This is a genomic window from Glutamicibacter sp. X7, assembly GCF_054889245.1.
Window position 1 is genome coordinate 2,787,716 of record NZ_CM142678.1, and the last position, 19,316, is coordinate 2,807,031.

Sequence of the window (19,316 nt, forward strand, 5' to 3'; positions counted from 1 at the left end):
CTCTTGCCCAGCGCACGGTATGCCCCAAACCGCTCTCGGTTTACTCGGCAAAGAGCACGGCGCCGAGCTGGGCTTCCTGGCTCATTCCCGGCAAGATTCCATAGATGCCGGAACCGGTATGGGTAATCCACTGGTTCATCGCATCCGAGGCCGCAAGCCGCCGTTGCACCGGAACGAAGGCCGTGCGTGCATCACGCTGGAAACAGGCGAAGAGCAACCCCGACTCACCACCGTCGGTGTAGCTAAAGCCGCGTCGCCACATGGTTTCAGCTGCCTGCACCGGCTTCGCCAGCGCCACATGTGCGTTGCCCGCAATGGCCGGCAGCCCAAGCTCGGTGGTGGCCGACAGGTCTACCGGGTCATCGGGGTGCTGCCCCGAGAGCGGTGACCCGTCGGACTGTCGCCGTCCGAGCGCAAAGTCGCGTCCGGGACGATCAACCTCGTCCCAGCGCTCCAGGTCCATGCGGATTCGGCGCAACACCAGCACGGTTCCACCGGGTAGCCAGCTCTGCTCATCGCCGTGCCCGAACACCGCACCCTCGCGGGCCGTCGTGCGCGGGTTGGCGATTCCATCGAGCTGCCCAAAGAGGTTCCGAAAGGCATGCGGGTGCTCGGCCTGACCCGGCGGCGTAGTAAATCCGTGCTGCTCGAAACGTACCGTGGCCAGTCCCGTGAGATTCTTCCGCACCGCGCGCAGTGCATGCGCCAGTGCGGTTGGATCATCGCCACAGAACTGGACGAGCAGATCGGCCTGGCCAAAGCGTGGCTCGAGCTTGTCACCGGAGAATTCCGGAAGCGGCTCGAGCATCGACAGATCCGCCGTTGACTTAGCCTGCGCCGCGGCATCCCGGGAGAGCCCCACCGTGATACTCAGACGCCCACGGGCGCTAGCCATCTCGGGTTCGCTGTCGGCCAGCACCCCATCTCCGGACATCAACCGAGCGGCATCTTCTCCCAGCATGCGCAGCAGCGAACGCAGGCGGTCGCGGCGCTCGTCTTTTGCCTTTGGCCACCGAATATCCAGGCCAAGAAAGATGCCATGGGTCTGAGGTTCCTCGAGAATCCCGCGTTGATACGCCCCATAAGGGCTGAGTGCCGCTGCCTCGGCCGGCTCTTGACCGGGCTCGGCGGCCGACGCCGGTGCGTCCAGCCGTCCGGCACCGAACCCCACAAGGGCCCCGGAAAGCGCCGCGGCCGCCGAACCGCCCAGCACAAGGCGTCGGCTTGGCACGGTCGGCTGTTGCTCAGCCATTGCTAGTGACCTCCGTGCTCGCCGTTGCCGTGCTTGTCCTCCATACCCGCGTGATCCTCGTAGCGTTCCTTAGCGCCACTGTAGTTACGGATCGGGAAGTCCACGGCCTTACTCGAACCGTCGGCAAAGTGCAGAGTCAACGTGGAGGTTTCGGAAGCGACCAGGGGTTTAGCGAGGTCCATGTACATGAAGTGCATGCCGCCGGGCATCAATTCCACCTCGGCTCCGGGCTTAATCTCCACCGGGCCCTGATGTTCCTTCATGGTCATCTCGGTACCACTGCCGGTCATTTCGTGAAGCTGCACCGGGCTGCGGTGTTGTTCCTCGGTGACCTTGACCAGCTCTACGGGCTGCTGCCCGGTGTTGCGTAGCGTACCGAAGGCGGCGCTCATGCCCTTGTCGGCCGCTTTTGCCCAAGGGTCGTTGATCTGCAGGCTCGCGGCCTGAGTTGTGTCCTGCTGTTCGGTGCTGGGAGCGCTTGCCTGCTCGGGGCCGTTGGTGGAGCAGCCGCTCAACAGCAGGCTCCCGGTGAGCAGGCCGGCGGTCAACAACGGAAGGGTCTTGGAAAACTTGTTCATGATCTGTGCTTTCAGCGTTGGGCGCGCGAAATTCGACGGCGCGACGAGCCGAGCCCGGCTAGGGGTGGGCACGCCAATGAGCGCGCTGTCTCGCGCGAGAGAAAAATGTTTAGTGGCGGCGCGAACTTGCCGCGATGTGTCTGGCTACTTCGTGTTGCGCGTGAAGCGAATAAGCACGGTGGCCAGGATCGCCAGCAGGGCTAGGCCAACGATAATCCAGCCTGCCGGTCCGAAGGCCGAGAGGATATTCTGTTCCGGCTGCTCGCTGGGGGTCTCGCTAGCCGGCGCACTTTCCTTTGGCGTGGGGCTTGCGCTCACCGGTGCCGAGGCCGCTGCCCCTTCGAGGGTGAACTTCACGGAATTCTCCACCGGGTGACCATCGGAGGACACGACGCGAATAGCCAGCGTGTAGTCACCCGGTTCCAGCTCGCTGTCCGGCGTAACGGTGACGGTGCGTTCCTTGGTTTCGAAGCTGGTGGCCACCTCTTGCCCATCACGGGTGAGCTTCACGACGGTGGATGAGCCTCCGGGCAGTTCCTGAAGCACACCGGAATACTCCAAGGTGAGTTCTTTCGGCGCTTCCTTCAGAGTGGCGCCGGCCTTCGGGGTCGAGGCCACAAGCTCATCGTGGGCGTGGGCCGGGCTCAGACTCAGGAAGAGCGCTGCCAGGGCCACGACGGCGACGGCCGCCACGCGTAGGGCGGGACGTAGGGTGCGTAGTGCGGTGGTCATAATGGTCCTTTCGCTCCGGGATTCAGCGTGTAAATACCGGATGCTGGGTTGTAGTTGAGGATTAGTGACTAACTACAACGGACGGTGGACCACGACGCAGCGGCAGACGTAGGGCCGTGCGATCTTGCAGCGGCTGGTGTGTGACTTCACTGCTGGAGGTGCGTGGCCAGCCGCGAAACTCTAGGGCTCTGGCCCAGAGTAGGAGCCGTGCGGCGCCTAGGCCCAGCAAATGAATCAGTTCGCCGACAAGAGTTTCACCCTGGCGCAACACCACAATGCTGATGAGCGCCGCCAAGATGTGGGCGTAAAGCATATTGGGTTCGGTACTCGCCGATGCTGTACCGGCGGATACGCTCAACGCCGTGACGTGGTGGTGCGTGCCATCCGTTACGCCACTGACCGTGCCGGAGCCATCATGACTCATCACCGAGAAGGCTAGGTGATAGAGGCCTTGGCTCAGTAACACCGCGATGGAGGTTGCCAGCAGTGAGAACCGCCGCCCGACCAAGAACATGGCCACCACCGCGCTGAGGCAGGTAATCAGGGCCATCACGACCAGTGACAGCGCGCTCGGCGCTGCGTGGGCGTGGGCGGCGAACGCCGTGAAGGTGCAGATCCCGGCCGCCAACCAGCCACGAAGGACGCGGGTGGCGAGGGGTGTGGAAGGCACAGGATGTCCTCGTGTCGACGGGTCTGCTAAACAGCTCTGATTCTACGCCAAGTAGAAGTTTGGGAACAATCAGCCCAAACGACACTGGCGCCCGCTCTCGCATGGTGGAGAGTGGGCGCCAGTGAAAGCTTCTGGAAGCCTTACTTCTTGGCGACAGCGGCCTTCAGCTTGGAACCAGCGGTCAGCTTCACCGAGTGGCCAGCGGCGATCTCGATCGGCTCACCGGTCTGCGGGTTGCGGCCGGTACGGGCAGCGCGGTCGGTGCGCTCAACAGCCAACCAGCCCGGGATCGAAACCTTTTCACCCTTCGAGACCTGATCAACGAATACCTCGAACACGGCATCCAGAACAGCGTTCACGGCAACCTGGGAGTTCTCGGTCTTTGCTGCCACTGCAGCAACAAGTTCGCTACGGTTCATAGCCAATGTATTGTCCTCCTGGACTAGTTCTCCCTGGCCGGATCAACCAAGGACGCCGCGCGGTCGCGCGGACTTATCAGTGAGAACCTATCAAATCTTTTAGCCCGCAACGCCCGAAAACGAGCGAATTCAAGGGATTTTTTTCAAGTTCACAGTGATTCTGAGCCGAATGGCACCCTCCGGACGCTCTACGGAGGTAGATATTTGCCTCCTGCGGGGATCGAGACCTAAAATATCCGGCCCCTTAGCGCGGTACCGCTAGTTTGCCGCCAGAGGATCAACGCCACCGTTGGCGGCAACAAACATGTCCCAGACCGGATCCAGCAGCTTTTTCTGTCTCGTCAGGCGCGCCGGGGCTGCCAACTGGCAGGCACCCTTGGAGATGTACCGTGGCCCGAGATAGGGTGCGCGCGCGGCCTCGAGCAACGCAGGATTCAACGCAGCCTCCACGATATTGACCGCCCCTTGGTGTTTGCCCTGCGCAAACCCAGACTGCAGATGACCGGCCCACCGCTTGGCCAATGACGGTTCGTTGATCCCGGGCACCTGGACGGTCAGCCCCGAAATCGAATAGCCCGGGTGGACCGTAATCGAACGTGCCGCGGCATCGATTTGCCGGAGCCGATGATCCAGCCCCAGGCCGAAGCTTTGCAAGGCCGCCTTGGATTGCACATAGGCGCGGTAAGGGTGGTAGCTATGCTCCAAGGTCAGGTTTGCCGGATCGCTCGGCAGCATTAATGTCGACATGGAACCCACGCCGATAAAGCGAAGTGCACGGGTGCGGAAACTTTCGGCCAGTGCTCCGACCAGCCGTGCGTGGCTCAGGAAATTCGTGGTCATCGTCAGGTCGTAGCCGAGTTCACCGGGTACTCGTTGCTGCGGGGTGTGAATTATTCCGGCATTGGCGATGACCGCATCCAGCGGCTCGTCCGCGACCTGCTCGGCAAGGCGCTGCGCCGAGACGAGCGATGCGGCATCGAACATTTCAATACGGAGCTCGGCCTGCGGGACATACTGGTAAATCCGTTTGGCGGCACGCTCGGCCCGTTCCCGGTTGCGGCAGGCCATGATCACTCGGGCCCCACTGGCGGCTAGGCCCAGTGCGCTGAAAAAGCCCAGCCCGGCATTGGCTCCGGTCAACAGGATCGTTTGGCCCGGTGCCCAGGCCTCCCAGCGCTCCACCGAGGCGTAGATATCGCCCGCAGGCGAGCGAGAACCAAGCTGGTCAAGACTGCCACGGCGGATCACTGAAGTCATGGCAACCACGCTACTATGACCGCTGGACTTCGCCGGGGATTTGCGTGGATCTTGAACCCTGACGCAGCCAGTGGAAGCATGGGGGTATGAGCCCTGACCCTCACCGCGAAGCAAAGGATGCCGCACTGCATGCGGCCCGCTACCGCGCCGAACGCGCTACCGAGGAACCGCTACCGGTGGACGAATATGCCCAACGTACCGGCGCGAAGCCGGTGGAGCGTCAGCCTCGCACGCCCTTGCAGTTTCATGCGCACGAGGAGGCCTGGGAGGTGGCCAATTCGGCGATCGATGAGGCTTTCGCCCGGGGAGACTTCGACAATCTGTCGCTGGCTGGCAAGAACATCGATCACATTGCCGGTAGCACCGATCCGGACTGGTGGGTCAAGTCGCTGATGCAACGCGAACAGATATCGGGGATGGGCCCACCGGCGTTGACGCTGCGCGTGGAAGACGCAGGACTACTCGAAACCTTGGACGCCTTACCGTCGGCGGGAAAGGTTCGGGAACATCTAGAGGATTTCAACCGGCGAATCATTGAGGCACGTCGACAGCTTCAGGGTGGACCGCCGGTAATTACCGCGCTACGCGACGTTGATCAGGAGCTGGAGGCCTGGGAAGAGCGACGACGGAATCGCGCGGCTGCGAAGCAAGCCGAGCAGCAGCCCAGCGAGTTGCCTAAACGTCGCTGGTTTGGCCGGGGTAGGAATAAACCGGAAGCTTAACGACGAAAACCCCCGCCGAGGCGGGGGTTTCGTTTCAGCAATTTACAGCGTGAACGCCGCAGGGATTACCAAGAGGACTTGGTGATGCCCGGCAGTTCGCCACGGTGAGCCATGTCGCGGAAGCGGACACGGGAGATGCCGAACTTCTGGAAGGTACCGCGCGGACGGCCGTCGATGGCGTCGCGGTTGCGCACGCGCACCGGGGAGGCGTCGCGGGGCAGCTTCTGCAGGCCCAGACGAGCGGCCTCGCGGGCCTCGTCGGTGGCGTTCGGGTCAATCAGGGTCTTCTTCAGCTCGAGGCGCTTCTCAGCGTAACGCTCGACAATGACCTTGCGCTGTTCGTTCTTGGCGATCTTGGACTTCTTGGCCATGTCTTAGCGCTCCTCTCGGAATTCTACGTGCTTGCGGACAACCGGGTCGTACTTCTTCAGGACCATGCGGTCCGGATCGTTGCGACGGTTCTTGCGGGTCACGTAGGTGAAACCGGTACCGGCGGTCGACTTCAGCTTGATGATCGGACGTACGTCCTTATCCTTCTTTGCCATTTTAGAGCTTCACACCCTTCGCAAGCAGGTCAGCAACGACGGCGTCGATGCCACGAACATCGATAACCTTGATGCCCTTGGTGGACAAGGTCAGGGTTACGTTACGGCGCAGGGAAGGAACCCAGTAGCGCTTCTTCTGAATGTTCGGGTCGAAACGACGCTTGTTGCGACGGTGCGAGTGGGAGATGCTATGTCCGAAGGCCGGCACAGTCCCAGTCACCTGGCATACAGCTGCCATGATCACTCCTCAGATAGTTAGTAGTAAATTTCGGCGGTACTCGCGCGCAGCACCCCTGCACAAGGCAGCGGAACCGCTAATGCGTTAGTGAGTCCCGCCAACCAGTGAAACACCGTTATTACTGCACACTATGAAGGTAACCAGCTGGGTGAGAACCAACCGAAGAGCCTTAAAGCATGTAAGACGGTGAACTTCGCAATCGGTCGAGCATTTTCCCCGTACTCGGTTGACTGCGATATTCGGTATTACGGGCAACGCGCAGTTACCGTACAACCTTGCGGCGGCATGACAACATGCGCGATTAACGCCTTGCCATCTTATCGAGTCTGGCGCGGACTTCCAAATCTTCAGGCGTCCGCGTTCAGTATCCAATGATCGTTGTCGAGGGCCTTGACGAGCTTCCGGGCCACCCGACCCAGATCGCTAACGTCCTTGTCATCAAGGCAATCAAGGACAAGAGCCCGCACCGTGCCTACATGGTGTGGGGCGATGCGATGCACCGCGTCCCATCCGGAAGGGGTTAATGAGGCCATTTTCACACGGGCATCGCCGTTATATGTGGTGCGTTCCACCCAACCGCGCTGCTCAAGTTTCTTCACAACATGCGATAGCCGCGAGGGTGAGGAGGTGCTGAGCTGGGCCAGCTCGGTCATGCTGACTTGTCCATCCTCATTTTCCGAGAGCATCGCCAGCATGTGGTAGTCAAACAGGGTAATTCCTTCGAGGCCTTGCAGATCCGTGTCCAGCGTTGCAGGCAACAGGGTCATGACGGTATGCAACGCCAGCCACGTGCGTCGTTCATCCTGATTCAACCATTGCACCGAATCCTGCGATGCTTCCCCCACAGTGATCCTCCCCCTTGATAACCGTTCCCAACCGGTGACTTGCTGCCGATAATCGCGCTTCAGTCTATACCGGCAAGTGTAAAGCCGCCCGCGACGTGCACGCGGGCGGCTTGACCGTTTCATTTCTCGACAGTGTTATTGGGCTTGTTCCAGCGCCTTACGCTTACGGTGGGCCATCACCTGGCCGATGATCACCACGATCAGCGCCAACAGGAACATCGCTGAGCCAATCACGTTGGCCTGCGCCGGGATACCACGGGTGGCCGCCACATAGATGAACTTCGGGAAGGTCTGGTAGTTACCGGAGTTGAAGTTCGTGATGATGAAATCGTCAAAGCTCATCGCGAAGGAGAGCAGGGCGGCTGCGACGATGCCGGGAATCAACAGCGGGAAGGTGACCTTCCAGAAGGTTGTACGCGGTGAGGCATACAAATCCGCGGCGGCTTCCTCGAGACGTGGATCCAGGGAGGAAACGCGCGCCCTAACCGTGACGATAACGAAGGACATACAGAACACCACGTGGGAGATCACAATGGTTCCGTAACCGAGTTCCCAACCCAAGTTCAGGAACTGCGCCAACAACGAGGCACCGAGAACGACCTCGGGAGTGGCGAGGGGCAAAATGATCAGCACGTCGGTGAGGTTACGGAAGCGGAAGCGATAGCGCACCAAGCCGATCGCGATGCAGGTACCGAGTGCGGTAGCGAACACGGTGGCCACCACACCGACCTGGATGGAGTTTGCAAGCGATTCACAGACCGCCGGAGCACCGCAGGGGTTCGCCCAGTTATCCCAGGTAAAACCGCGCCATTCGAGGTTCGTACGGCCGGCGTCATTAAAGGAAAAGGCAAAGATGTAGGCAATGGGGACCAGCAGGTAGACGAAGGCAAGCCCACCTACGACCGGGATCAGCCAGCGACCAAGTTTTTGTTTCATCATCTGCTCCTACATCAAATCCTTGGTGCCGAACTTCCGGATATACACCGTCACCAGAATCAGAATCGAGACCATGAGAACAAAGCTCAGGGCTGCGGCTCCCGGGTAGTCGATGACTCGGAAGAAGCGCGAGTCGATGACTTGACCGATCATGGTGGTGTTTCTGTTGTTACCCAGCAGGGCGGCATTGACATAGTCGCCGGCCGCCGGGATGAAGGTCAGCAAGGTACCGGCGAAGACACCCGGCGCCGACAGCGGCAAAGTGACTTTCCGGAAGGTCGTCAACGGACTGGCGTAGAGGTCTCCGGCCGCCTCGAGTAAACGGGTATCAAGGCGTTCGAGGTTAGCGTAAATGGGTAGCACCATAAAGGGCAGGAAATTGTAGGTCAGACCGGCAACCACCGCGAACGCGGTGGCGGTCAGATGCCCGTCGGAGGCAAGCAGGCCCACGGCTTTGAGCGTTTGTGCGACAAAGCCCTCGTCCGCGAGGATCTGCTTCCATGACTGGGTACGCAGAATAAAGCTGGAAAAGAATGGGGCAATGAGCAGAACCAGCAGCATGCCCTGCAACAACTTACGTTCGCGCAGTCGGACCGCAACTAGATAAGCCATCGGGTAGCCAATGATCAGCGCAAGCGTGGTGGCGATCAGCGCAAACCCGAAGGACCGCATCAGGTCGGGCCAGTAGGCTCCCAGAACCGTGGCGTAGTTGCTGAATTGCAGGGCCGGCACGAATTGGCCGATCTCCGCGCCCGGTGGGCGCGTGTAGAGCGACATCGCCAAGAGCACCACAACGGGTAGTGCGAAGAACAGCAACAGCACGAGCAGACCGGGGAGCACCAAATACACCCCGGTGCGACCCTTGCGACGTTCGGCCCGGATTTCTTCCTTGCTGCGCAGGTCCCTGACCTTGCCCTTTCTGGTCATTACCGGCGAACTCATGTGGCATTCACCCCCGCGGCGACTTGTTCATCTCCGGCGAGCCCAAAGCTGTGGGAGGTATCCCAGCTCAAGTAGACCTTGTCCCCTACGTCGGCGGGCTGGTCCCCACGGTTCTGCGCGAAGGTGCCGATCCGTCCCACCCCGGGAACGTCAACGAGGTATTCGGTTGTGGTGCCGGTAAAGGAAGCGTCGATGACGGTTCCGCTGAGCTCATTGCTGTGCGTGGGTTCGTCGCCGGCGGTCCGCGAGAGATGGATCTTCTCCGGACGCACCCCCACGACGATTTCGCCCTCCTGAGTTACCGTTCGTTGGGCCAGTACATGAACCTCGGTTCCGGCAACCTCGACATCCAGTACCCCGTTGTGGCTGGCTTTCACCACGCCACGCATCAGATTGGATTTGCCGAGGAAGTTCGCCACGAAGGCGGTTCGCGGAAGCTCATAGAGTTCGCGCGGTGGGCCCATTTGTTCAATGCGTCCGCCGTTCATCACGGCCACGATGTCGGCCATGGTCATGGCCTCTTCCTGATCGTGGGTCACGTGGATGAAGGTCAGCCCCACCTCCGTTTGGATTCCCTTGAGCTCCATCTGCATCTGGCGACGCAATTTCATGTCGAGGGCTCCCAGAGGCTCATCGAGCAGGAGCACTTGGGGGCGATTGACCAGCGCCCTAGCCAACGCCACACGCTGTTGTTGACCACCGGAGAGCTGCGCGGGTTTCCGGCTGGCGAGGTGCCCGAGTTCAACCATCTCGAGTCCCTGTCGGGCCTTTTCCATGGCCTTGCGGTCCTTCTTGCGTTTGAGACCAAAGGCCACGTTTTCCAGCACGGTCATATGTGGGAACAGTGCATAGGACTGGAACACGGTGTTGACCGGCCGTTGGTGACTGGGCAGTCCGGTCACATCCTGGCCGCCGATGGAGATGCTGCCCGAGCTGGGCGCTTCGAGGCCAGCGATCATCCGAAGGGTCGTGGACTTACCGCAGCCAGAGGGGCCGAGCAAGGCAAAGAAGGTGCCCGAGGGGATGGTCAGCGACAACTCCTGCACGGCGTGAAACTCGGCAAATCGCTTGGTGATTTTGTTCAGGTGCAGGTCGGCGCCTTCGCTGGTGCGGCCATTGCCTGCTTGGGTGGGTTCGGAAGCGAGAGAAGTGCTCATCACTGGCTTACTCCTTCGTGATGGGGTCGCTGCGCAGCGGGTCAAAGCGGCGACGCGGCAGGGTCGGCAAATGCAGCGGCGGCGCGAGTCACCGCGCCGCCGCCGTTGAAAACATTCGGTACTAGACGCCGATGGCGCTCTGGAATTCCGAGCTGAAGTTCATTTCTTCGTCGGCATCCAGGGTGCGAATGACATGGGCCTTGGTCAGATCCTCTTCGCTCGGGAAGATCAGGTGGTTATCCACCAGCTCCGGATCGATCTTTTCCATTTCTTCGCGGGCGCCTGCCACCGGGCAGATGTAGTTCACGTAGGCTGCCACCTCGGCGGCAATGGCCGGATCGTAGTAGAAGTTCATCAACTTCTCGGCATTGGTTTTATGCTTGGCAGCCACTGGGACCATGAGGTTATCGCTCCAGAGCGTGCCTCCGGCCTCCGGGAGCACGAACTCCCACTGGTCGTCGTTCTCGAAGTTCAGCTGCGTCAGGTCACCGGACCAGACGATACCGGCGATCGCGTCTCCAGAGATGAAGTCCTCCTTATAGGAGTTGCCTTTCACCTGACGGATCTGACCGTTGTCGATGTTATCGCGCAGCACATCCAGTGCCGCGCCAAACTCGTTATCGCCCCAGGAACCGGCAATGTCCACGCCATTATCGAGCATCAGCAGGCCCATGGTGTCGCGCATTTCGTCCAGCACGGTCACGCGGCCCTTGAGCGCCGGATCCCAGAGATCGGAGACATTCCTCAGCCCCTTGGGGAACTTCTTTTTATTCCAGGCGATACCGGCGTAACCGGACTGCCAGGTCAGCGAGTGCTTGCGTCCCGGATCGAAATCAACGTTCTGCAGGTTGGGTAGCAGGTTGGAAATGTTGGGAATGTTGGCGTGATCCAATTCCTGGGTGTAACCCTGTCGGATCATACGCGAGGCCATCCAGTCGGTCAGCGTGAAGATGTCCTTCCCGATGTCCTGCCCCGCCGAGAGCTGGCCTTGAACCTTGCCATAATAGGTGTCGTTGCCGTCGATATCTTCCGAGTAGGAGACCTTTATGCCGGTTTCCTTGGTGAACTTCTGCAACGTGGGATAGTTCTTCTTGGCGTCGTCGTAATCCAAGTACAGGGTCCAGTTTGCCCAGTTGACGGTTTTCTCGCTCTCCGACAGGTCCTCGACGCTGGGGGCCGGGGCTTTTGAACCGCCGGTGCCGGTGCCGCCGGTACCGCAGGCGGCCAAGAGTCCGGTTAAGCCCAACGCGCCTGCCGCGCCGAGCATCGAACGGCGTGACATCGAGCGGGAGCTCATCATGTTGACCAGGGCGCGGATCTGCGGGTCTTCGGGAAGTCGCCGGTGCGAGTTGGACATAATCCCATTCCTTACCTGTTGTGCACTTGGTGCCGCGACTGTGATACACGACACATCATTGCTGCGCACAATCCTGTCAGAAGCTGCGGGTCCACACAACCCTTTTCACGCATGAATCCATAAATGAACCTCGATCAGGACAATGAAAAGCTTTTTACATCGGGCCCTTTCGCAACTGAATCAGTAGCTGTAAGGTCATTGCCAAGCCCACCTGTAACGCGGCTCACAGTTCCGCGTTAGCAACCCCAGGGAGATTGATAAACGATGACACTGCCGTCCAACGGAACGCCCGGGCACACCATTGACGACGTGTCCAAAGAAATCATTGAACAGCTGCAAGAAGATGGACGCCGTTCCTACGCGGCCATTGGCAAGGCCGTCGGCCTCAGCGAAGCCGCCGTCCGGCAACGCGTCCAGAAACTCATTGACGGCCGCATCATGCAGATTGTCGCGGTAACCGACCCCCTGGAACTTGGCTTCACCCGCCAAGCCATGATCGGTGTGGTGACCGACAGCGATATCAACGACACTGCCGAGCGCATCGCCGAACTGCCCGAAGTCGACTACTGCGTGGTTACCGCGGGACCGGCGGATATTTTGGCGGAAGTCATTTGCGCCGACGACGCCGACATCCTGCGGGTGACCAGCAAGATCCGCGCCATCAAAGGTGTCAAAAGCACCGACACTTACATGTACCTCTCACTGAAAAAACAGGAATACAACTGGGGAACCCGATGAGCACAACACCTCGCGGCACCGACCGCCAGCAAGCCGCCCGTGACCACCTCTGGATGCATATGGCCCGCCATTCCGGGCTCTGCGAGGGTGGCACCGTTCCAATCATTACCCGCGGCGAAGGCCATAAGATCTTTGACGATGCCGGCAAGGAATATATCGACGGCCTAGCTGGCCTGTTTGTCGTCAACGCGGGCCACGGTCGCGCCGAACTGGCCGAAGTGGCCGCCAAGCAAGCAGAACAACTGGCCTTCATGCCGCTGTGGTCCTACGCCCACGAGCCGGCCATCGATCTGGCCGAACGCCTCGCCCACTACGCCCCGGGCGACCTGAACCGCGTCTTCTTCACCACCGGCGGTGGTGAAGCGGTGGAATCGGCCTTCAAGCTGGCCAAGCAACACTTCAAGATGAAGGGGCAGCCGGGTAAGACCAAGGTCATCTCTCGCGCGTTGGCCTACCACGGCACCCCGCAGGGCGCCCTGGCGATCACCTCCCTGCCAGGCATGAAAACCCCCTTTGAGCCGCTGGTCCCGGGCACCTTCCGCGTGCCGAACACCAACTTCTACCGGGCCCCGGAGATGTACTCGGATAACGAGAAGGACTTTGGACTCTGGGCCGCCGAGCGGATCCGCGAGGCCATCGAGTTCGAGGGCGCCGAATCGGTCGCCGCGGTCTTTCTCGAGCCCGTGCAAAACTCGGGCGGCTGCTTCCCGCCACCACCGGGCTACTTCGAACGAGTGCGCGAAATCTGCGACGAATACGACGTGCTGCTGGTCTCCGACGAAACGATCTGCGCCTTCGGCCGCATCGGCTCGATGTTCGCCTGCAATGACTTCAACTACGTTCCCGACATCATCACCAGTGCAAAGGCGCTGACCAGCGGGTACGTCCCCTTGGGCGTCATGGTGGTTTCGGACCGGCTCTTCGAACCCTTCAGCAAGGGCGATACCACCTTCTACCACGGTTACACCTTCGGCGGGCACCCGGTGGCCGCCTCGGTAGCCATGGCGAATCTCGATATCTTCGAGCGCGAAGGACTGAACGAGAACGTCAAGAACAACGCCGCGAACTTCAAGGCCACCCTGGAAAAACTCAAGGACCTCGAAATCGTCGGCGACGTGCGCGGTGCCGGCTACTTCTACGGCATCGAACTGGTCAAGGACAAGAGCACCAAGGAAACCTTCAACGACGACGAGTCGGAGCGGTTGCTACGGCAATACCTCTCCCCTGCCTTGTGGGAGGCGGGACTCTACTGCCGCGCCGATGATCGCGGGGACCCGGTCATTCAGCTGGCACCACCGCTAACCATTGGCCAGCCCGAGTTCGACCAGATCGAGTCGATTTTGCGTACGGTGCTCTCGGAGGCCGCAAACAAGATCTAACCGCCGAACTGGCTGGAACCGCCGACGCGACGATCGCATCCCGATCGTCACGTCGGCGGTGTTCGTTAAACCAGTTGGCCTCTATGTACGCCCCGGGCCAAGCGCCCCGGAACCTAGGCACCGAGGGAGAGTCCGGCCTCCCGGCGCTGCTGTCCTAGGGACACGGCTTGCGCGAGTTGCGCTAGGGCACGCTCGCTGGCTTCGAATCCCATGCAGGCATCGGTGATGGACACCCCGGGAACCAGCGCGCTCGGCTCATCGACACCCGGTGTGAACTTCTGTGCGCCGGCTTCCAAGAAGCTTTCGGCCATCACTCCGGCGATCGGTGCCTCACCCGAGGCGATCTCGGTGGCCAACTCCTCGAGCACCACGGCCTGACGCACATGATCCTTGCCCGAGTTCGCATGCGAAGCATCCACGATCACCCGCCCGTTGGCCCCTGCCGCGCGCATGGCTGCGGAGGCCTGCTCGATCTGCGCCCGCGAGTAGTTGGGGCCGCTGGCTCCCCCACGCAGGATCAGGTGAGTGGCGGAGTTGCCCTCGGTGCTGCGCTGGCTGATGCGGCCGTGCTCGTCCACACCCACGAAACTTTGCGCGGCCGCGCTGGCCTGGCAGGCATCGATGGCCACCTGGAAGCCGCCGTCGGTACCGTTCTTGAAACCCACGGGCATCGGCAATTCCGCAACGAGCTGCCGGTGCACCTGGCTTTCGGTGGTGCGCGCACCGATCGCGCCCCAGGAGACGAAGTCCGAGAGGTACTGTGCGGTCAGCGGCTCGAGGAACTCGGTGGCGGTGGGCAATCCAAGCTCGGCCACGTCACGCAGGAACCGGCGAGCTACCTGCAGGCCGCGGGCCATATCGTGGCTGCCGTCTAGCGCCGGATCGTTGATCAGTCCCTTCCACCCTACGGTGGTGCGCGGCTTCTCAAAGTAGCTGCGCATCACGATCAGCAAGTGCTCACGGTGCTGCTGCGCGAGTCGGGCCAGGTTCCGTGCGTACTCCAGCCCCTGCTTGGGGTCGTGAATTGAGCAGGGGCCTACGATCACCAGCAGACGCGTATCGACACCGTCAAGAATGGCCCGAATTTCCTGACGAGCCCGCTGCACCCGGTAGCGTGCCACCTCATCGAGCGGAAGCTGAGCGCTCAGCTCGGCCGGGGTGGGCAGGACGGTACTGGTAGTGGACGCGGTAGCGGCGATGGTGTTCATTGCGAGGGGGCCTTTCGACATGGTCAGGCTCCACCGCGGGGACCAGCAGAGCCTTGGGTAAACAAAAGGACCGTGGGCAGTTGCCCCGGTCCTATCGGCTCTGAAGGTAAGTTGGATGCGCTAAATAGACGCGGGCCCCTCCAGAGCCGACGCAAAATAGCTATACCAACGATTGATCATGGCGACTACGGTACTCGTGCGAGGCGAGATTTCCAAAGTTGCCCGGCTCAACAGTGCGTCATGTAAAACTAAACCTCAGGTGAAAGCCGCAATCTCGGATAGAACTACGATTCCCTTGGTCACCCGTGGACCCACCGGTATCGGTGTTCCGGGCGTCCGGCCGAACCATAGCGCGGGCGCAGTTCCACCTGCCCGCGACGCTGTAGCAGATCCAGATACCGGCGCGCACTGACCCGCGAAACACCACAGGCGTCGGCGACCTCGGCTGCGGAAATATCGTGCTCGGTGCCACGCACGGATTCGGCGATGAGATCCAAGGTGGCCTGGGCATAACCCTTGGGCAGGGACTGGGGTGGGGCTTCCGGAGCTTGCGCGGGTGCCGCCTCTGGGCTCGCTTGCAGTAGGGCATCGATTTCGGACTGCGCCAGCCGTTCGGGCTGGGCGAGGCGGGACTGGCGGAACAGTTGCAAGCGCTGCCGGAAGTCCTCCACCGAGAAGGGTTTGACCAGATATCCGTCGACCCCTTGCCCAATGGCCGAGCGCACCGTGGGGGCATCGGCGGCCGCGGTGATCATGATGACCCCCACCTGGCTGAAGCGGGCGCGAATTTCGGTGAGCACCGCAACCCCATTGCCATCGGGAAGGTGCACGTCAAGCAGGATCAGGTCGGTCTGCGGATGTTCCTCTAAATAGGACAGCGCTTCGGCGGCCCGTGCGGCGGTACCGGCCACGGCGAAGCCCTCGGTGGACTGCACGAACAGTTCGTGCATGGCCAGCACGTCCGGGTCGTCATCAACGATCAGCGTCTGGAACTCAGTCAATGCTCGGCTCCCCCTTTCGGTCCGTCAGTGGCCATTGCACGGCAAATTGCGCCCCGCCTAATGATGAGTCGGTGACCTCTATTCTTCCACCCCGTCGCCCGACGATCCGCTGCACCAGCGCCAGTCCGATTCCATGGGCCTGTTCACTTTGATCTTTGCTGCTCACCCCGCGTTTGAAGATGCGATCCACCTGATCTGGCGGGACGCCCGGGCCACTGTCTTCCACGACCAGCCGCAGCTGAGTGTGCTCAAGTTGCACCAGTACGCGCACCCGTCCCCCGTCACCGGCCGCCTCGATCGCATTGCTCAGCAGGTTACCTAAAACGGTCAACAGATCCTCATCCGCCGTTGCGCCCTCGGCGACGGCCGATTCGCTGGCGAGTTCGACACTCACCCCGGCCTCCCGGGCCACCGCGGCGTTCGCGGAGAGCACCCCGGCTAGCCCCGGATCCGGTAGTTCGGCCACGCCACGATCCAGCGGACCGGCGATACGGGCAATATATTCTTGCGCCTTCTCGTGCGCCCCGACCGAAAGATAACCGGAGAGCACATGCAAACGGTTGGCGAATTCGTGGGTTTGCGCGCGGAGCGCGTCGGCCAGTCCACGCTGTCCGGCGAGCTCACGCAGGGAGGTCTCCAGCGCGGTCCGATCTCGCAGCGTGAGGGTGTAACCGGCATCCTGCTGCGTGGCACCGGCGACCGCATTACGTCGCGACACCACCAGCACGCGTTCACCGACCAAGACCTGGCGGGAGCCTTCCTCCGGCATCGGGCCCAGCAGCGGATCGAGCACCTCCTCGGCCGGTTTGCCCACCACCGAGTCGCGCAAGCCAAGCAGGGTTTCGGCCTCACCGTTACACAGCGTGATGCGACCGGCCGGGCCTACGCCCAGCACCCCATCGCTGACCGCATACAGCAGCGCGTTTTGCGATTGCAGCAGACCGGAGACTTCTTCTGGCTCCACGCCGAAAATCCGCCGTCGGATGGCCCGTGCGGCGGAAAGGCTCAGGAGCGTGCCGAGCCCCGCCGCACCCAAGATCCACGGCGCGAAGCCGGCCACGATGCCGTTGAGCTGTGCGCGCACTTCACTTTGGAGGATGCCCACCGAAATGGTGCCGATAATCGTCTCACCATCGTAAATCGGTTGTTTGACGCGCAGGGTGGGGCCCAACGTGCCGGACTCGACCCCGAGGAAGGTTTCGCCCTGGCGTACCAGCGAATGGTCGGTGGACACCGGCTGGCCGATGCGCTCAGGGTCCGGGTGTGAAACACGGATATTATCCAGCCCCACGACCACCACGTAATCCACCCCCGAAACCTCCCGGGCCAGCTGGGCGATCGGGGCGATCACGGAGACCGCGTCCTTGGTGTTCAGCGCCTCGATCACTTCGGGTTCATTGGCGACATTGGTCGCGACCGTACTGGCCCGCCCGTAGGCCTGCTCTTGGACTCGATGGTCTTCCTCGAGCATCACAATCACGGCGACCACCAGCACCACGGCCAGCACGATAAGCACTTGTAAACCGGCCAATTGCAGGCGCAATCGATGACGCCGTGGCGGCGTGCCGACCGTGGATTTCATCTGCTGCCCCTCGGCGTTAACTTTATTTTTCTTATGGTACCTATGACCCAAACCGCGAATCCCGTAGTGGCGCGCATCACTTCATGCGAAGGTATCTAGGACGACTCCGGGAGACCGGAACCCATTCATCACTCGAACCCTACGGATAGCTATGAGCAAGCACAAAACAAAGAACGTGATCTTTTTGGTCGCCAGCGTTCTGATCACCGCGCTAGCGCTGGTGACCTCGGCCGCCTCCGGCGGTGAGAGCACCGTACGCTCGAAACTCGTGATCATGGCCCCGGCCTCCCCGGGCGGCGGCTGGGACGGCTTCGCCCGCGAGGCCCAGGCGGCCATCAAGTCCGACGGCATCAGCAATAACGTCCAGGTGGTCAACGTCCCCGGAGCTGGCGGCACCATCGGCCTGAGCCAGTTTGCCCAGATGCATGGCCGCTCGGACATGCTGATGGTCACCGGCGGCGTGATGATCGGCGCGATCGAACTCGCCGATTCCGGTACCTCTCTCGACGACGTCACCCCGATCGCTCGCCTGGCCGATGACTATGCGGTCATCGTGGTCCCCGGCGACTCGGAACTGAAGACTCTGGACGACTTCGTGCAGGCCTGGAAGAAAAACCCCGGCGGCACCTCGATCGCCGGCGGTTCGCTCGGCGGCATCGACCATCTGCTGATGGGTATGGCCGCCCGAGAGGTGGGCCTCGACCCGCAGAAGATGAACTACATCCCCTACTCCGGCGGTGGCGAGGCCATCACCTCGGTGCTCTCGGGAACCACCACGGCCGCCGTCTCCGGCTATAACGAACTAGCCGATCAGATCGAAACCGGAAGCCTTCGCGCGTTGGCCATTAGCTCCGAAGAACGCCTTCCCGGTGTTGACGTACCCACCTTCAAGGAGGGCGGCGTCGACGCCTCCATGGCGAACTGGCGTGGCTATGTTGCAGCCCCCGGCATCACCGCGGAGCAAAAGGCCGAACTTGAGCAGATTGTGGCCGAGTTCCATGCCACCGACCAGTGGAAGGACGCCGTCGCCCGCAACAACTGGACCGACAGCTACATGGTCGGCGAGGAACTCGACGAATTCCTGACTCAGGAAATCGCCACCACCAAGGAACTCGTGGAAGGACTGGGACTGTGAGCACCACGCAGAGCACCTCAACCTCGGCCGATACGGTACGGATCACCGGGTTCTTCTCCGGCCGCAGCGAACTGGTGGTGACCGCCCTGCTGCTGGTATTGGCCACCGCGCTGTCCATCGGCACCGCCACCATGAACGTTATGGGCGACACGGTTCCCGGTCCCCAGTTCTTCCCCGCCATCGTGTGCGTCCTGCTGTACGCGTTGGCCGTAGCCCACGGCATATCCGTGCTACGCACCCGGCGCTTCCCGCAGGGCGCGGACAGCAGCAACCCGGATTTCTCGGCCGAGATGCTGGCCGAAATGGGCGACACCGAGCGTGCCGAGGTGTTCGGTTCCAGCTCCGAACGCCCTCGTCGCACGGGCCGAGTACGCATGTACTCCGACTGGAAGACCATCGGCTGGATCGTCGGCGGCATCGCCGCATTTATTCTCATGCTGCCGGTCCTCGGCTGGATCATCTCGGCCGCCGGATTGTTCTGGGTGATCTGCAAGGCCTTCGGTAGCGCCCGACCACTGTTCGACCTCGGGGTCTCGTTCACCGTGTCCTCGATCAGCTACCTGGCCTTCGGTGTCGGGTTGGGGCTCAGCCTGCCCACCGGCTTTCTAGGAGGTTTGCTCTAA

22 protein-coding genes are annotated in these 19,316 nt (G+C 61.6%); 5 read left to right on the forward strand and 17 right to left on the reverse strand.

What is annotated here, in order from left to right:
* Positions 1 to 40 precede the first annotated feature (40 nt).
* The 6 genes from ACYU0X_RS13305 to ACYU0X_RS13330 form a co-directional block, all read right to left on the reverse strand.
* The gene (locus tag ACYU0X_RS13305) at positions 41 to 1,252 is read right to left on the reverse strand and encodes a Dyp-type peroxidase (protein ID WP_461901173.1); all 1,212 of its coding nucleotides are present in this window, start codon (positions 1,250 to 1,252) and stop codon (positions 41 to 43) included.
* 2 nt (positions 1,253 to 1,254) lie between these two features.
* Positions 1,255 to 1,830, reverse strand: a complete 576-nt coding sequence (locus ACYU0X_RS13310) for a copper chaperone PCu(A)C (RefSeq protein WP_461901174.1) — start codon at positions 1,828 to 1,830, stop codon at positions 1,255 to 1,257.
* Between the two features lie 144 nt (positions 1,831 to 1,974).
* The gene (locus tag ACYU0X_RS13315; protein WP_418907294.1) at positions 1,975 to 2,562 is read right to left on the reverse strand and encodes a copper resistance CopC family protein; all 588 of its coding nucleotides are present in this window, start codon (positions 2,560 to 2,562) and stop codon (positions 1,975 to 1,977) included.
* A gap of 61 nt (positions 2,563 to 2,623) precedes the next feature.
* The gene (locus ACYU0X_RS13320) at positions 2,624 to 3,232 is read right to left on the reverse strand and encodes a hypothetical protein (protein WP_461901176.1); all 609 of its coding nucleotides are present in this window, start codon (positions 3,230 to 3,232) and stop codon (positions 2,624 to 2,626) included.
* Between the two features lie 140 nt (positions 3,233 to 3,372).
* Positions 3,373 to 3,657: an HU family DNA-binding protein gene (locus tag ACYU0X_RS13325; protein ID WP_309405781.1), complete on the reverse strand. Its 285-nt coding sequence runs from the start codon at positions 3,655 to 3,657 to the stop codon at positions 3,373 to 3,375.
* Between the two features lie 252 nt (positions 3,658 to 3,909).
* Positions 3,910 to 4,908: an SDR family NAD(P)-dependent oxidoreductase gene (locus ACYU0X_RS13330; RefSeq protein WP_418907296.1), complete on the reverse strand. Its 999-nt coding sequence runs from the start codon at positions 4,906 to 4,908 to the stop codon at positions 3,910 to 3,912.
* Between the two features lie 86 nt (positions 4,909 to 4,994).
* Between ACYU0X_RS13330 and ACYU0X_RS13335 the strand changes: the two genes are divergently transcribed.
* Positions 4,995 to 5,630: a DnaJ family domain-containing protein gene (locus ACYU0X_RS13335; protein WP_418907297.1), complete on the forward strand. Its 636-nt coding sequence runs from the start codon at positions 4,995 to 4,997 to the stop codon at positions 5,628 to 5,630.
* Between the two features lie 65 nt (positions 5,631 to 5,695).
* On the opposite strand, the gene rpsN is transcribed toward ACYU0X_RS13335, so the two are convergent.
* The 8 genes from rpsN to ACYU0X_RS13375 form a co-directional block, all read right to left on the reverse strand.
* Entirely contained in the window at positions 5,696 to 6,001 is a 306-nt protein-coding gene (rpsN, locus tag ACYU0X_RS13340) for a 30S ribosomal protein S14 (protein WP_309405775.1), read from the reverse strand.
* Between the two features lie 3 nt (positions 6,002 to 6,004).
* On the reverse strand, positions 6,005 to 6,175 hold the full coding sequence (rpmG, locus tag ACYU0X_RS13345) for a 50S ribosomal protein L33 (RefSeq protein WP_022874359.1): 171 nt from the start codon (positions 6,173 to 6,175) through the stop codon (positions 6,005 to 6,007).
* A 1-nt stretch (position 6,176) separates the two neighbouring features.
* Complete coding sequence (rpmB, locus tag ACYU0X_RS13350; protein WP_309405763.1) at positions 6,177 to 6,413, reverse strand: 50S ribosomal protein L28; 237 nt, start codon at positions 6,411 to 6,413, stop codon at positions 6,177 to 6,179.
* Positions 6,414 to 6,760: 347 nt separating this feature from the next.
* Positions 6,761 to 7,258, reverse strand: coding sequence for a MarR family winged helix-turn-helix transcriptional regulator (locus ACYU0X_RS13355; RefSeq protein ID WP_309405761.1), 498 nt, complete (start codon positions 7,256 to 7,258; stop codon positions 6,761 to 6,763).
* 135 nt (positions 7,259 to 7,393) lie between these two features.
* The gene (locus tag ACYU0X_RS13360; protein WP_309405759.1) at positions 7,394 to 8,194 is read right to left on the reverse strand and encodes an ABC transporter permease; all 801 of its coding nucleotides are present in this window, start codon (positions 8,192 to 8,194) and stop codon (positions 7,394 to 7,396) included.
* A 9-nt stretch (positions 8,195 to 8,203) separates the two neighbouring features.
* A complete protein-coding gene (locus ACYU0X_RS13365) occupies positions 8,204 to 9,136 on the reverse strand; it encodes an ABC transporter permease (protein WP_418907298.1) in 933 nt (310 codons plus the stop codon).
* Complete coding sequence (locus tag ACYU0X_RS13370; RefSeq protein ID WP_418907299.1) at positions 9,133 to 10,293, reverse strand: ABC transporter ATP-binding protein; 1,161 nt, start codon at positions 10,291 to 10,293, stop codon at positions 9,133 to 9,135. The genes ACYU0X_RS13365 and ACYU0X_RS13370 overlap by 4 nt, the downstream gene beginning before the upstream one ends.
* Positions 10,294 to 10,414: 121 nt before the next feature.
* The gene (locus ACYU0X_RS13375) at positions 10,415 to 11,650 is read right to left on the reverse strand and encodes a polyamine ABC transporter substrate-binding protein (RefSeq protein ID WP_418907300.1); all 1,236 of its coding nucleotides are present in this window, start codon (positions 11,648 to 11,650) and stop codon (positions 10,415 to 10,417) included.
* 264 nt (positions 11,651 to 11,914) lie between these two features.
* On the opposite strand from ACYU0X_RS13375, the gene ACYU0X_RS13380 reads away from it, so the two are divergent.
* Positions 11,915 to 12,388, forward strand: coding sequence for an Lrp/AsnC family transcriptional regulator (locus ACYU0X_RS13380; protein WP_309405752.1), 474 nt, complete (start codon positions 11,915 to 11,917; stop codon positions 12,386 to 12,388).
* Positions 12,385 to 13,767, forward strand: a complete 1,383-nt coding sequence (locus tag ACYU0X_RS13385) for an aspartate aminotransferase family protein (RefSeq protein ID WP_418907301.1) — start codon at positions 12,385 to 12,387, stop codon at positions 13,765 to 13,767. The genes ACYU0X_RS13380 and ACYU0X_RS13385 overlap by 4 nt, the downstream gene beginning before the upstream one ends.
* Before the next feature lie 113 nt (positions 13,768 to 13,880).
* Here the strand turns inward: ACYU0X_RS13385 and ACYU0X_RS13390 are convergent, their stop codons facing one another.
* The 3 genes from ACYU0X_RS13390 to ACYU0X_RS13400 all read right to left on the reverse strand — a co-directional run bounded on the left by ACYU0X_RS13390 (position 13,881) and on the right by ACYU0X_RS13400 (position 17,558).
* Positions 13,881 to 14,996 carry a 3-deoxy-7-phosphoheptulonate synthase gene (locus tag ACYU0X_RS13390; protein ID WP_461901180.1) on the reverse strand — a complete coding sequence of 372 codons (1,116 nt, stop codon included), beginning with the start codon at positions 14,994 to 14,996 and terminating at the stop codon, positions 13,881 to 13,883.
* 278 nt (positions 14,997 to 15,274) lie between these two features.
* A complete protein-coding gene (locus ACYU0X_RS13395; protein WP_418907303.1) occupies positions 15,275 to 15,976 on the reverse strand; it encodes a response regulator in 702 nt (233 codons plus the stop codon).
* Positions 15,969 to 17,558 (reverse strand): sensor histidine kinase, encoded by a 1,590-nt coding sequence (locus ACYU0X_RS13400; RefSeq protein WP_418907304.1) that lies wholly within the window; start codon positions 17,556 to 17,558, stop codon positions 15,969 to 15,971. Before ACYU0X_RS13400 ends, ACYU0X_RS13395 begins: the two co-directional genes overlap by 8 nt.
* A 151-nt stretch (positions 17,559 to 17,709) precedes the next feature.
* Between ACYU0X_RS13400 and ACYU0X_RS13405 the strand changes: the two genes are divergently transcribed.
* Positions 17,710 to 18,693, forward strand: a complete 984-nt coding sequence (locus ACYU0X_RS13405) for a Bug family tripartite tricarboxylate transporter substrate binding protein (RefSeq protein ID WP_461901183.1) — start codon at positions 17,710 to 17,712, stop codon at positions 18,691 to 18,693.
* Positions 18,690 to 19,316, forward strand: a complete 627-nt coding sequence (locus ACYU0X_RS13410) for a tripartite tricarboxylate transporter TctB family protein (protein ID WP_418907306.1) — start codon at positions 18,690 to 18,692, stop codon at positions 19,314 to 19,316. Before ACYU0X_RS13405 ends, ACYU0X_RS13410 begins: the two co-directional genes overlap by 4 nt.

Excerpts from the sequence above, each read along its gene's own strand:
- ACYU0X_RS13305 (WP_461901173.1), bottom strand. The coding sequence starts at position 1,252 with ATGGCTGAGCAACAGCCGACCGTGCCAAGCCGACGCCTTGTGCTGGGC.
- ACYU0X_RS13310 (WP_461901174.1), bottom strand. The coding sequence starts at position 1,830 with ATGAACAAGTTTTCCAAGACCCTTCCGTTGTTGACCGCCGGCCTGCTC.
- ACYU0X_RS13315 (WP_418907294.1), bottom strand. The coding sequence starts at position 2,562 with ATGACCACCGCACTACGCACCCTACGTCCCGCCCTACGCGTGGCGGCC.
- ACYU0X_RS13330 (WP_418907296.1), bottom strand. The coding sequence starts at position 4,908 with ATGACTTCAGTGATCCGCCGTGGCAGTCTTGACCAGCTTGGTTCTCGC.
- ACYU0X_RS13335 (WP_418907297.1), top strand. The coding sequence starts at position 4,995 with ATGAGCCCTGACCCTCACCGCGAAGCAAAGGATGCCGCACTGCATGCG.
- rpsN (WP_309405775.1), bottom strand. The coding sequence starts at position 6,001 with ATGGCCAAGAAGTCCAAGATCGCCAAGAACGAACAGCGCAAGGTCATT.
- rpmG (WP_022874359.1), bottom strand. The coding sequence starts at position 6,175 with ATGGCAAAGAAGGATAAGGACGTACGTCCGATCATCAAGCTGAAGTCG.
- rpmB (WP_309405763.1), bottom strand. The coding sequence starts at position 6,413 with ATGGCAGCTGTATGCCAGGTGACTGGGACTGTGCCGGCCTTCGGACAT.
- ACYU0X_RS13360 (WP_309405759.1), bottom strand. The coding sequence starts at position 8,194 with ATGAAACAAAAACTTGGTCGCTGGCTGATCCCGGTCGTAGGTGGGCTT.
- ACYU0X_RS13365 (WP_418907298.1), bottom strand. The coding sequence starts at position 9,136 with ATGAGTTCGCCGGTAATGACCAGAAAGGGCAAGGTCAGGGACCTGCGC.
- ACYU0X_RS13370 (WP_418907299.1), bottom strand. The coding sequence starts at position 10,293 with ATGAGCACTTCTCTCGCTTCCGAACCCACCCAAGCAGGCAATGGCCGC.
- ACYU0X_RS13375 (WP_418907300.1), bottom strand. The coding sequence starts at position 11,650 with ATGTCCAACTCGCACCGGCGACTTCCCGAAGACCCGCAGATCCGCGCC.
- ACYU0X_RS13380 (WP_309405752.1), top strand. The coding sequence starts at position 11,915 with ATGACACTGCCGTCCAACGGAACGCCCGGGCACACCATTGACGACGTG.
- ACYU0X_RS13385 (WP_418907301.1), top strand. The coding sequence starts at position 12,385 with ATGAGCACAACACCTCGCGGCACCGACCGCCAGCAAGCCGCCCGTGAC.
- ACYU0X_RS13390 (WP_461901180.1), bottom strand. The coding sequence starts at position 14,996 with ATGTCGAAAGGCCCCCTCGCAATGAACACCATCGCCGCTACCGCGTCC.
- ACYU0X_RS13400 (WP_418907304.1), bottom strand. The coding sequence starts at position 17,558 with ATGAAATCCACGGTCGGCACGCCGCCACGGCGTCATCGATTGCGCCTG.
- ACYU0X_RS13405 (WP_461901183.1), top strand. The coding sequence starts at position 17,710 with ATGAGCAAGCACAAAACAAAGAACGTGATCTTTTTGGTCGCCAGCGTT.